General features: G+C 62.6%; 7 protein-coding genes and 1 pseudogene. 1 reads left to right on the plus strand and 7 read right to left on the minus strand.

All coding sequences use genetic code 11. The features are described 5' to 3' along the window. Positions 1-41: 41 nt before the first annotated feature. Both aruF and PSH87_RS21500 read right to left on the minus strand, forming a co-directional pair. A pseudogene (gene aruF / locus PSH87_RS21495) lies at positions 42-1,065 on the minus strand (arginine/ornithine succinyltransferase subunit alpha). Between the two features lie 184 nt (positions 1,066-1,249). Beyond that, positions 1,250-2,470 carry an aspartate aminotransferase family protein gene (locus PSH87_RS21500; RefSeq protein WP_305431029.1) on the minus strand — a complete coding sequence of 407 codons (1,221 nt, stop codon included), beginning with the start codon at positions 2,468-2,470 and terminating at the stop codon, positions 1,250-1,252. 246 nt (positions 2,471-2,716) lie between these two features. On the opposite strand from PSH87_RS21500, the gene PSH87_RS21505 reads away from it, so the two are divergent. Beyond that, the gene (locus PSH87_RS21505; protein WP_305431031.1) at positions 2,717-8,584 is read left to right on the plus strand and encodes a dermonecrotic toxin domain-containing protein; all 5,868 of its coding nucleotides are present in this window, start codon (positions 2,717-2,719) and stop codon (positions 8,582-8,584) included. Positions 8,585-8,587: 3 nt separating this feature from the next. Here the strand turns inward: PSH87_RS21505 and argR are convergent, their stop codons facing one another. From argR to PSH87_RS21530, 5 genes are all read right to left on the minus strand, one after another. Further along, positions 8,588-9,568, minus strand: a complete 981-nt coding sequence (gene argR, locus PSH87_RS21510; protein ID WP_017734154.1) for a transcriptional regulator ArgR — start codon at positions 9,566-9,568, stop codon at positions 8,588-8,590. A gap of 247 nt (positions 9,569-9,815) precedes the next feature. Then, entirely contained in the window at positions 9,816-10,580 is a 765-nt protein-coding gene (locus PSH87_RS21515; protein ID WP_003214336.1) for an ABC transporter ATP-binding protein, read from the minus strand. A 27-nt stretch (positions 10,581-10,607) separates the two neighbouring features. Then, complete coding sequence (locus PSH87_RS21520) at positions 10,608-11,720, minus strand: succinylglutamate desuccinylase/aspartoacylase family protein (RefSeq protein WP_017734153.1); 1,113 nt, start codon at positions 11,718-11,720, stop codon at positions 10,608-10,610. 1 nt (position 11,721) lies between these two features. Further along, positions 11,722-12,420, minus strand: coding sequence for an ABC transporter permease (locus PSH87_RS21525; RefSeq protein WP_017734152.1), 699 nt, complete (start codon positions 12,418-12,420; stop codon positions 11,722-11,724). Next, the gene (locus PSH87_RS21530; RefSeq protein ID WP_010208305.1) at positions 12,417-13,106 is read right to left on the minus strand and encodes an ABC transporter permease; all 690 of its coding nucleotides are present in this window, start codon (positions 13,104-13,106) and stop codon (positions 12,417-12,419) included. The genes PSH87_RS21525 and PSH87_RS21530 overlap by 4 nt, the downstream gene beginning before the upstream one ends. Positions 13,107-13,158 lie beyond the last annotated feature (52 nt).

Consider the following 13,158-nt stretch of genomic DNA (forward strand, 5'->3'; position numbering starts at 1 on the left):
CAGACGGGCCGCCCGCTAAAGGCCACCCGCGAAACTCTGTGTTAAACCGCAACCAAACGCACGCTGGCGCCTTCGCCGACACCCAGCGCTTCCGCTGCGGCCAGATCCAGGGTCACCGGTTTGCCGGGCGCGTAGTCCAGTTCCAGCAGCACCGCGCGGTAATCCTGCAACGACGCATTGCTCACCAGGTACTGGCGGCCGACACCCTTGACCATCTCGCCGATCTTCACCGGCACCACGCGGCTCTGGGCAATCGAGCGAATGCCCGAGACCCGTGCATGCAGCGTCGGGCCACCGTCGAAGATGTCGATGTAATGGTCGGTCTCGAAGCCTTCGCGCATCAGGATGTCGAAGGTGATCTGCGCACGCGGGTGCACCTGGCCCATCGCCTCTTGAGCTTCGTCGGGCAGCAGTGGCACGTAGATCGGGTAGTGCGGCATCAGTTCGGCGAGGAAGGTACGGCTTTTCAGCCCGCACAGGCGCTCGGCGGCGGCGTAGTTGAGGTCGAAGAAGTTGCGGCCGATGGCGTCCCAGAACGGCGAGTCACCGTTCTCGTCGCTGTAGCCGACGATCTCGGTCACCACCGAGTCGGCAAAGCGCTCGGGGTGGCTGGCGACGAACAGCAGGCGGCCACGGGAATTGAGTTCCGACCACGGCGAACCGACCAGCTCGGGCACCACATAGAAGCTGGTGAGCAGGCTGTTGCCGGTGAGGTCGTGGCACTGGGAAAGCACGTGGATCTTGTTGTGGATCTTCAGCTCGCGGGAGGCGTGCACGAAGGTCTCGTTACGAAAACTGTAGAAGGGTTCCGAATAGCCGGCCGACGCGACAATGGCCGAGCACCCGGCGAGCTTGCCGGTCTCGGTGTCTTCGAGCACGAAGAAATAGCTTTCTTCACCGTTGAAACTCACCTCGGCCGCGAAGGACGCTTCGCTGGCGGCGATCTTGTCTGACGCTGAGGCGTTCGACATCATCCGGCAAGGAGGTGACACCAATCGGGCTGTCCGCAGCCAGACGCTGTACCTCGCCCAGATCAGCCATTTGCGCGGGGCGCATCACCAGCATGGTGTCACTCCTTAACTCGAAAAACTCATAGAGGGAAAAATGCCGGACACGGAATTTGGATTCACATAAATCCAATGTGGGAGCGGGCTTGCCCGCGATAGCAGTCTGTCAGTTGATGAATCAGGTGACTGATCCACCGCTATCGCGGGCAAGCCCGCTCCCACACTTGATCCGGCCCGGTCAATCAGATTTGTGTAAGGGCTTTCACAGCACGCTCAAAACGATCCAGACCTTCAGTGATATCCGCCTCTTCCACCACCAGGCTCGGCGCAAAACGCACCACGTCCGGGCCGGCTTGCAGGATCATCAGGTTTTCTTTCTCGGCCGCGTTGAACACGTCCTTGGCCTTGCCTTTGAACGCGTCGCTCAGCACGCAACCGAGCAGCAGGCCCATGCCACGCACTTCGGTGAAGATGCCGTACTGCTTGCCGATCTGCTCCAGGCGGGCCTTGAACAGGTCGTGCTTGGCGTTCACGCCAGCCAGCACTTGCGGGGTGTTGATCACGTCGATCACCGCCTCGGCCACTGCGCACGCCAGCGGGTTGCCGCCGTAGGTGGTGCCGTGGGTGCCGACCACCAGGTGCTTGGCCAGCGCTTCGGTGGTGAGCATCGCCGCGATCGGGAAACCACCGCCCAGGCTCTTGGCGCTGGTGAGGATGTCCGGGGTCACGCCGTAATGCTGGTAGGCGAACAGCTTGCCGCTGCGGCCCATGCCGGTTTGCACTTCGTCGAACACCAACAGCGCGTCGTGGGCGTCGCACAGTTCGCGGGCGCCTTGCAGGTAAGCCAGCTCGGCCGGCAGTACGCCGCCTTCGCCCTGAATCGGCTCCAATACAACGGCACAGGTCTTGTCCGACACGGCGGCTTTCAGCGCAGCCAGGTCGTTATAAGGAACGTGGGTGATGCCGGTGATTTTCGGCCCGAAGCCATCGGAGTACTTGGACTGGCCGCCGACGTTGACGGTGAACAGGGTACGGCCGTGGAAGCTGTTCAGCGCGGCGATGATCTCGTACTTCTCAGTGCCGAAACGGTCGAATGCGACGCGACGGGCCAGCTTGAACGCGGCCTCGTTGGCTTCAGCGCCGGAGTTGCAGAAGAACACGCGCTCGGCAAAGGTGGCGTCGATCAGCTTGTGGGCCAGGCGCAGGGCCGGCTCATTGGTGAAGACGTTGGACACGTGCCACAGCTTGTTGGCCTGTTCGGTCAACGCACCGACCAGCGCCGGGTGGGCGTGGCCCAATACGTTGACCGCGATGCCGCCGGCAAAGTCGATCAGCTCGCGACCCGCCTGGTCCCACACGCGGGAACCTTCGCCACGCACAGGGATGAATGCGGCAGGTGCGTAGTTGGGAACCATGACCTGGTCGAAATCGGCACGTTGCACCGGGGCTTGCTCAACGGACATCGGAGTCTCCTGAAGAGGAACGCCTGCCTGGACATGGCGGGCGATGCAGGGATTGTAAGGACAGTTTTCAGCGCGGCCTTGCCGCCAAGCGACAACTTCTTATAGCGCCAACCCGCGATTTTGGCGGGTTTACGCCAATGCGACAAATACCGTCGCAATGGCGCAGTTTAAACTAACTATCTAGAGCGGGTCGGCTCAAACGCGCTGATCTACTGATGCGCTTTATAGCCCTTCAGAGATCCGCTCATGGCCACCCCCACCTCCGACCAACCCGATAGCCATTACCGGCCGCTGCATACCGGTATTCCCGCCTGGCTGGGCCAGGCGTCAACCACCAAGCGCCAAGCCCTGTCCCGCAGCAAACCGCAGCCGTTCCAGGCAAACGCCACGCAACACGCCGAACTCAAGCGCCTCAACGGCGTGCACTGGAACGCCCAGAATGCCGTGGACGACGCCCTGCGACACGTGCAAGGCCCCCAGGCCTTTGCGCGCACGGTGCTTGAAGACGCACTGCTGACCCAATTCAGCCTGGACCTGGACAGCGCCGCCGTTTACCTGCGCCTGTATATCCCGCTGAACGTGCCCTGGCTGTCGATCCCCTCCGGCGCGGCGCGCACCTGGACCGTGTCGCTGCTGGACGCCGCCCTGCACAACTTCGAACACGACGAAACCCTGGCGACGGCGTTCGAGCCCGACTCGACCTTCATCACCCGCCCGTCCGCCAGCGGCCAATTCGAGCCCCTGCCGGCGGTGCGCGAAAAACTCTCGATAGCCGCGTTCACGCGCCTGTGCCGCGAACTGGATATCGGCGCGCGCTACCAAGAATACTTACGCGAGCAACTGGGTCTGCGCGAGCCGGTGACCGGTGCGGTGTTGCAGCACAAGGTAGTGGCCAGCCAGAAAGCCGCTTTGCGTGCCGCGCTGCACCTGGCACGGATCCGCGGTGAAATTCAGGACGACTTCGCGCAACAGGTCGAAGGGTTGCTAGAGGGACGCGCCAGCCTGAAGCTCGGCGACTTCGCACTGCAATGCCATGACCTGCAATTGATGGATGCACCACTCAGCGGCATCCTGCTGTTGGCGCCCGACCTGGAACGGAGCCGCTCGGTACAGCGCCTGGTGGCCTACGTGCCAGACGATCCCGTGCACCCGCTCAAGGAATACGCCTCGCCGCTGGCATTCAAGCAAGAACTGACCCGGCAACTGCGCGCGGAGGACTACCAGGCGTTTTTCAGCCGGTTTGTCAGCCACGAACACCGTGGCGCATTTTTCGCCAACCTGAGCCAACGCCTGGCGCGTATCACCTGGCACCCGCCCGAGCGTGGCAGCACCCTGGCACCCTGGCGCACGCAACCGACCGACGACCCCAAACTGCAATTTGTCGCCACGCCGGTCCCGGGCGATATCTGGACGCACCTCTACCAGCAAAAGCTCAACCGGATTCTCAACGATGCACGCACTCAGGCGGTCTCTACCGCCGAGGTTGACCGCAAGGCCCGCTGGGCGCGCTGGGATTCGTTCGTCAATGTAGCGTCTTCGGTTCTCAACGCGGCGCTGCTGATCGTCGCGCCGTTTATTCCAGGCCTGGGGGAGTTGATGCTCGGCTACATGGCCTATCAACTCCTCGATGAGATCTTCGAAGGTATTGTCGATTGGACCGAAGGCCTGTCCCAGGAAGCCTTCGGGCATGTGATGAGTGTGCTGCAATCGTTGGTGCAACTCGGCGCATTTGCCGCCGGCAGCACCATCGGCGCCGCCGAACTGCGCAAGGTGTTGCCGCAGGCAGTGCTGGCGTTTATCGACCGCTTCAAGCCTGTCACCCTCGCCAATGGCGCCAAGCGTTACTGGAAACCGGACCTTGCCCCCTACCGGCACGACATGCCCCTGCCACCGCGCCTGGGCGTCGATTCCCTGGGCCTGCACCGGGTTCGCGGCGAACCGGTTCTACCTCTGGAGGGCCAGGTGTACACGGTGCGATCCGTGGCCGATGGCGAGCGCCATGTGATCACCCATCCGGCTCGCCCCGAAGCCTATACTCCGCGCCTGCAACACAACGGCGCCGGTGCCTGGCATACCGAATTGGACAACCCGCTGCAGTGGGACCGCCCAACCCTGTTGCGCCGCCTGGGCCATGAGGTCAGCGAGTTGAGCGCAGCCGATCGCGAGTTGGCGCTAGACATCAGCGGCGTCGATGACAACGCCCTGCGCAAGATGCATGTACGGGGCGAACCGGTGCCGCCGCTGCTGGACGACACCCTCAAACGCCTGCGCATCGACCGCAGCCTGCACACCCTGATCCAGCGCCTCAACAGCGACGATACGGCGGCCCATCAACAGATCGACCCCCAAGACCTGCTGCAACTGCTCACCACCTACGGCGACTGGCCCCGGACCCGACGCCTGCGCATACTCGACGCCGCGGGCAACACGGCCTGGGAGTTCGGCGATACCGACAGCCCCGTGGTGCAGATCCACGAAGCGCAACTGAATAACGGCGAGCTGCTCAAGACCTTGCTGCAAACCCTGAGCCCGGAAGAGATCCGCACCCAATTCGGCGAACGCGCGGCCGACCCGCAGTTGAGCCTGGACAACCGCGTCAAGCAACTGCGCAAAAAGCTCGCGCGCCTGGCCGAGGCCCATCGCGGCGAACTGTTCGACTCGCGCTACGCCCAACTGCAAGTGACGGCGGACGCCGCCGCGCAACAGCTGGGCAAGAGCGCCACGGGGCTGCCGGGCAACATCGTCGCACACCTGCTGGACCACGCCAGCGCCAACGAATGGGATGAACTTGACCACCAACGCACACCGCCGCGTCTGGCAGATCTGGCCCGCGGCGCCCTGGCCGAGTTGCGCATCAACCGCGCCTACGAAGGCCTGGCACTGGCGGCGACGCCCAACCTCGACAGCGAGCGGCTGGCGCTGAACTCGCTGAAGATCCAGCCAGGCTGGTCGCCCGACTTGCGCCTCGAGGCCAGGCACCTCACCGCACAGGGGCAACTGTGGCTGAGCGTCGGCCCTGACGACACGCCGCTGCTACGCAGCCTGGTGCGCACTGCCGACGGCCGCTATGTACCCCACGATGAACAAGGCCCGCTGTCCGGCGAAACCGACCTGTACACCGCCATTCTCAATGCCCTGCCCGACACCCAACGCGATGCCCTCGGCTTTGGCGTCAACCAGGGCCCCGCCCTGCACCAACGGCTGCGGCAACGCCCGCTGCCACGGGAGGAATTGCGCCAAGTGCTGGACACCCACGTGATCCACCCACCCACCCAGGAAACCTTGCGCCTGCTGGGAAGCGACGCCGGCTATCCGGTACAGGCCGCCCCCGCGCACACCCTGGAACAACGCGCGCAGGCGCTGTACCCGGCGCTCAACACCCTCCAGATCAACGATTTGCTTACCCACCTGCACACCCAGCCTGGCGGCGCCGCCAATGGGCTGGCGGCATTGGCCGAGGAGTACCAGCAACTGGAGAACGACCTGGCGGCCTGGCGGCGCCAAGCACCCGCCCTGCACCCCGAAACCGGTGAGCGGCTGACGGCGGACGAACGGCGGGACGAGCGTCAGAACCGCCGCATGATCGCCAGAGAGTTGCGACGTTGCTGGCTCCGCGAAATAGACCTCGACGACTACTTTGACGACCCCAGCGTCGATGGCTACAGCCTGCGCCTGGATTACCCCACCCTCGGCGCACTACCGCAATTGAGTGCAAATTTCGACCACGTGTCGCTGCTGACGCTGAGCACCCATGCACACACCCCTGGTGTGCTTGCGTTTCTGGAGCGCTTCCAGCAACTGCGGCACCTGACAGTCAAAGGCGCCAACCTTGGTGGCGTGCCGGACTTCGTGTTCAACCTGCCGCGCTTGAACTCCCTGAGCCTGAGCAGTTGCAACATCCGCCTGAGCCCCATCAGCGTGGCACGGATTGCCGCGTTACGGCGTCTTCAGTCTCTGGTCCTGCATGACAACCCCCTGGGCCTGACCCCCAGCGTCGCGGCCATACCCAACCTGATTCACCTCGACTTGTCGCATACCTTGATCGAGCACTTGCCAGATGGCTTGTTAAGTTGTCTGGAACTGCAAGTGGCGTTGTTCAACAACAACCGCATCCGCACGCTGCCGGCCGAGTTGTTTGAATTGCCCCCACGCCGGAGCGACTGTTTTTACTTCAGCCACAACCCGCTGTCGCAAGCGACGGTGGCGCAGATCAAGGCCTACTACCAGCGCCATGGCCTCACCTTCGGCGCCGACGCCTTCCACAGCGATTTACGCGATGCGCGCCGGTTGTACCCAAGCCTGACGATCGTGGAACTCAATCAACTGATCTACGACCTGCCCGGCACGCTTGAAGCCGGCCAGGTCGAGTTGGCGCGCAGGGCTGCGGAGCTGACAACCTTGCAACAACAGCTCATGGAATGGGAGCAGGCCCCCGGTACCAGCCCGCAAGAGTTTGCACGGCGAATCGCGCTGCGCCTGTTGCTGGAACGCAGCTGGCGCCAAGAGATGGCGGCAGGCACCCGGCAACGCCACTCGCTGGTGATCCCCGCAAGCCTGGCTGGCGAACTGCCGTTGTTGAGCGCGTCGTTCAAGCACATCAACGGGCTGACGATTCAGGGCAAAAACGCGCCCATCGACGTCGATGGGTTTCTTGGCTGCTTCCCCGAGTTGCTGGGCCTGAGCCTCAATCACGTGGTACTCGGCGACATCCCCAGCGCCGTCTTCTCCCTGCCCAGGCTGGCGCTACTGGACCTGGAGGGCTGCGCTCTGCGCCTTTCGACACGCAGTCGCACGAGCCTGGCGCACCTGGCCCTGCTCAAACACCTGGACTTGAGCGACAACCCGCTTGGCGAACCCGTGGACTTCAGCCAACTGAGCCACCTGTCCACCCTGAACTTGAGGGCCACAGGGCTCGGTGCAATCCCCCCTGGCCTGCTGGCTCAGGTCCCCCGCGAGCACGTAAACCTCAGCCAGAACCACATCGCGCATTTGCCTGCCGAGCTGTTTGCACTGCCTGCTCATGTCGGACGTGGGTTCTACCTGTCGGCCAACCCGCTGTCGCGTGAAGCGCTGGAACAGGTCAAGCGCTACTGCCAGCGCACCGAGGAGTGTTTCAACATCCAGGCGCCCACCGAGCAGCGCGACTGGGCCCGGCGGCTCTACCCAAAAATGCACGAAGACGAGATAAACCGCCTGATCTTCGGGCTTCCCGGCGGGCTGGACAACACTGATAACGCGCTCAGTACCCTGGAAGCCGACTACCAGCAACTGGTCGCCGACCTGCAACGCTGGGCAGACGATATCCCCACGGAACACCCGTTGGTGGGCGGTCCACTGGAGGACTTTCTGCGCGTCGAAGAGGAACTCAGGCGTCGCCACGTCAAGCGCAGGTTCGAGGAAGCCTGGCGCCGGGAAAGCCCGATCGATGACGAAAGCCTGGATGAGCGAACCACCCACCGAGTGGTACTCAACACGCCCATCATCGGCGCACTGCCGACGCTGAGCACGCGCATGAATCATGTAACCGCGTTCGACCTGCGAGGCGCCTTCACCCTCACCGAAATCGACGGCACGCTCAAAGCCTTCCCGGCCCTGCAAACCCTGATCGTCAGCCATTGCACACTCGACGCGATACCGCCGGCGGTATTCTCGCTGCACAACCTGACCAGCCTTGATCTGTCCCACTGCGAGATACGACTGACCCCCGCCACAGCCCTCGCGGTAGGTGACCTCAGCACCCTTGAATACCTGGACTTGAGCAACAACCCGCTGGGTAACGCGCCGGACGTGAGCCGCCTGCACCAATTGAGCTCACTGCACCTGCCCAACACGCAGATCAATGCCCTGCCCGCCGGGGTGTTCCAACTGAGTGATTTGCAGACGCTGGACTTGAGCAATAACCAGCTGCACGACCTTCCTGACGATTTTCTGGCAATGCATCAGGTATTCGACGACGACAGTGATTTCAGGGGCAACCCCTGGTCACAGGAAAGCCTCAGGCGTATGCGCGAGTACTACCTGCACACCGGGGTTTTCTTCCAGATTCCGCAGGTCACCGTGAACGGCACCGGCGTCACGCTGGCGCCACTGCCGGAGGAAGCGCTGGAGGAATAACGCCTAGCCTCGCTCAGCCGGCACCGATGACAATTCGAACGGGCTGCTGCTGCGTCGCTGGTTGCGGTCTTCACGGGGGGTGGCGCCGAAGAAATTGCGGTAGGCGCTGGAGAAGTGCGGCCCCGAAGAGAAGCCGCACGACAGGCCGATCTGGATAATCGACTTGCTGGTTTGCATCAGCATCTGGCGCGCCTTGTTCAGGCGCAGTTCCAGGTAGTACTGGCTGGGGACGCGATTGAGATACTGCTTGAAGATGCGTTCGAGTTGTCGTCGCGACACACAGACGTGCTGGGCGATTTCGTCGGTGGTCAGCGGCTCTTCGATATTCGCTTCCATCAACAGAACGGCCTGGGTCAGCTTCGGATGGCTGGAGCCCAGGCGGTTTTGCAGGGGAATGCGCTGGCGCTCGCCGCCTTCGCGGATGCGTTCCACCACCAGCTCCTCGGAGACCGCACCGGCCAGCTCGGCGCCGTGGTCACGGGCCAGCACGGCCAGCAGCAGGTCGAGTACCGACATGCCACCGCAGGCGGTGAGGCGGTCGCGGTCCCAATCGAACAGATGGCTGGTGGCGATGACCTTGGGGAAGCGCTCGGCAAAATCGTCCTGCCAGCGCCAGTGCACGGCGGCGCGGTAGCCGTCCAGCAGGCCGAGCTGGGCCAGCGGGTAGACACCGGCCGACAAACCGCCGATCACACAGCCCGCCCGCACCAGTTGCTTGAGGGCAGCGCTGAGCTGGGAAGCGATGGCAGCCGGGGGCTCGTCCGCCAGCAGGAACAGTTTCTGGAAGCCTTCCAGCTTGCCGGCCCACGGCTCGCCCGGCAGTTGCCATGCGCCCTCGATGGACGGCTCGGCGAGCAGGAACGACAGCTCGTAGACCACATCCGGATGCACCCGCTGAGCAACGCGCAAGGCCTCCTCAGCCAGCGCAAGCGTGAGTGCTTTTGTGCTGGGCCAAATCAGGAAACCAATTTTATGGGCGGTCATGGAGTGCTATCCGAAGCCAGTAACGGTAATGAAGACAGGGGCTAATGCTAGCCCGTAAACCAACACAAATCTTAAAAGCTGATGAGTTTCCAAATGTGGGAGCTGGCTTGCCTGCGATAGCGGTGGGTCAGTTGGCACATGTGTTTCTGACACACCGCCATCGCAGGCAAGCCAGCTCCCACAGGGATCGAGGCCAGCTTTCAGGCTACAAAGCATGCACTAATTCAGTGCACAAAAGCAGCCTTGATTATTTCAAGCTACCGGACAAGAACTGCTGCAAACGCTCGGACTGCGGGTTCACCAGCACTTCACGCGGGTTGCCGCGCTCTTCGACGATGCCTTTGTGCAAGAACACCAACTGGTTCGACACTTCGCGGGCAAAGCCCATTTCGTGGGTCACCACCACCATGGTGCGGCCTTCCTGGGCCAGGTCCTGCATCACCTTGAGCACTTCGCCGACCAGTTCGGGGTCGAGGGCCGAGGTGGGTTCGTCAAACAGCATCACTTCCGGTTCCATCGCCAGGGCACGGGCAATCGCCACGCGTTGCTGCTCGCCACCGGACATATGCCCGGGGAACGCATCCTTGCGATGGCCCACGCCGACTTTGGCCAGGTAGTGCTCGGCCTTTTCACGGGCGTCTTTTTTCGACATGCCCAGCACGTGCACCGGCGCTTCCATCACGTTTTCCAACGCGGTCATATGCGACCACAGGTTGAAATGCTGGAACACCATGGACAGGCGCGAACGCATGCGCTGCAGCTGTTTAGGGTCGGCGGCCTTCATGGCGCCGTCCTTGTTGGCCACCAGTTTCAGCTCTTCGTTGTTCAGCAGGATCTTGCCGGCGTGGGGTTGCTCCAGCAGGTTGATGCAGCGCAAAAAGGTACTTTTGCCCGAACCGCTGGAGCCGATGATGCTGATCACATCACCGGCTGCGGCGGCCAGGGACACGCCTTTGAGCACTTCATGACTGCCATAGCGTTTATGCAGGTCTTGGACTTCAAGTTTGTACATGCGGTCGGTTCTCACAAAAACAGTGGGTCAGTCATTCAGCAAATTGCCATGGCGCAGGACTTCACGCCCCGCCACCTTGGCCAGCCAAAAACCTGCTTGGGCATAGCGCAGCCGTTCGACGGCAAACAACACCCCGGCCGTGCTGGCGCAGACAATGCTGACCTGATCGGACAAGGGATCAATCACTTCAAAAATCGGTTCGCCCGCTTCAACCCAACAGCCCGGCGAGCGCAGGAAACTGATAACACCGGCATGGGGCGCATACAGCATTTCCGTGCCCTCGAATGGCATGCCCTCGCACGGCTCGTGCTGCGGCGCGGGCCAATCGCCCTTGATCAAGCCTTGTTCGGCGAGAAAGGCCAGGATGCCTTCGGCGTGGAAGATCGCGGCATCCCGCCCCGTGTCAGATTGCCCGCCCAATTCCAGGGTAGTGGCCATGCACGCCAACGGGATCTGTGCGTCCGGGAACAAGCCGGACAAACGCAACCAAGGCGTCGAGCACGCTTCATCAAACGAACTGCCGCCGGAGTCCTCCGCCAGCAGGCCGACTTTCACATTCAAATGCGCCGCGAGTGAGCGCCACTGCGGCCAGTGCTGCGGCAGCGCGTACATATGCAGCGCGGCTTCGCAGTCACAATGCAGGTCGAGCACCACATCGGCAGTGCAGGCATGGCTCAGCAAGAGGCGCTGCATGCCTTGCAGTTGGCTGCTTGGCGCAGGCAACGCGTGCAGTGCATCCTGCATCGCCTGACGGATCAATCGCACATTGGCGCGGGGATCATCGCCGAGCTTGCCGTCGAGCAGCGCCGCAACCGGTTCGCTCAACTCCGCAAAATCGCGGTTGAAATTCTTGCCGCTACCCACCTCGAAACGCCCCTGATGGCTGCCTTGCAGCAACTGGCCAAGGCCCATTGGGTTGGCCACTGGCACCAGCTCGATCACGCCGTTGAGGGCGCCTTGCTGTTCCAGTTCGGTGAGGCGTTTTTTCAGCTCCCAGGCGGCACGCATGCCGGGCAATTCATCGGCGTGCAGGCTGGCCTGGATATAGGCCTTGCGCTCGCCCTTGCCGAAGCGGAACACGCTCAGCTGGCGCTCGCAGCCCAGGTGGCCCCAGGGCAACAGATGATCGATACGTTCCATCTCAATGCTTCCGTGGAGCCAGGTAGCTCAGCCAGCGGCGCTCGGCCAACTTGAACAGGCGCACCAGGATAAAGGTCAGGCACAGGTAGAACACGCCGGCGGTGATGTAGGCTTCGAACGGCAGGTAGAACTGGGCGTTCACCGTGCGTGCGGCACCGGTGATATCGATCAGGGTGACGATGGAGGCCAGGCTGGTGGTCTGCAACATCATGATCACTTCGTTGCTGTACTGCGGCAGTGCGCGGCGCAGGGCCGACGGCAGCAGGATGCGGCGGTACAGCTTGTAGCGCGACATGCCCATGGCCTTGGCCGCTTCGATTTCGCCATTGGGCGTGGCCTTGAGGCTACCGGCGATGATTTCGGCGGTGTAGGCGCTGGTGTTGATCGCAAACGCCAGGCACGCGCAGAAGGTGGCACTGGACAGCAGCGGCCACAGGAAGCTTTCGCGTACCGCTTCGAACTGGGCCAGGCCGTAGTAGATCAGGAACAGCTGCACCAGCATCGGCGTACCGCGGATCACGTAGGTAAACAGCCAGGCTGCGCCGTTGACCACCGGCTGCTTGGACACCCGCATCAAGCCCAGGGGCAAGGCGGCGAGCAGGCCGAAGAACAGCGAGATGGCGAGCAGTTTCAGGGTGGTCAGCAGGCCGCCAAGGTACAGCGGCATGGCCTCCCAGATGACGTTGTAGTCGAAGATCATAGATCAGCCGCCCTTACGCCTACCGAGTAGCGCTTCTCAAGGTGACGCAAGGCCAGCAACGACACACTGGTGATCACCAGGTACATCGCCGCCACTGCGAGGAAGAAGGTAAAAGGCTCGCGGGTGGCGTCTGCCGCCTGCTTGGCCTTGAACATCATGTCTTGCAAACCCACCACCGAGATCAGCGCGGTGGCCTTGGTCAGTACCAGCCAGTTGTTGGTGAAACCAGGGATCGCCAGGCGGATCATCTGCGGCACCATCACCCGGAAAAACACCTGGAAACTGCTCATGCCATACGCAAGGCCGGCCTCGGCCTGGCCCTTGGGAATGGCCATGAAGGCGCCACGGAAGGTTTCCGAGAGGTAGGCGCCAAAGATGAAACCCAGGGTGCCGATACCGGCGGCCAAGGGGTTCAAGTCAATATAGTCGTCGTAGCCCAGCATCGGCGCGACGCGGTTGAGCAGGTCCTGGCCGCCGTAGAAAATCAGCAGGATCAGCACCAGGTCAGGGATCCCGCGGATCACCGTGGAGTACAAGTCACCCAGCCAGGCCAACCAGCGCACCGGCGACAGGCGTAACGCGACCCCGATCAGACCCAGAACAATGGCCAAGGCCATGGACGACAAGGCGAGCTGAAGCGTCAACCATGCGCCATCGAGGATGACGGCCCCGTAGCCTTTCAACATGATTCAGGTCCTCGAAAAGGGGGATGAAAAAATGGCGCAAACCGCAGGAATT

Origin of the sequence: Pseudomonas sp. FP453 (assembly GCF_030687495.1) — a bacterium.
Taxonomy (GTDB): Bacteria; Pseudomonadota; Gammaproteobacteria; order Pseudomonadales; family Pseudomonadaceae; genus Aquipseudomonas.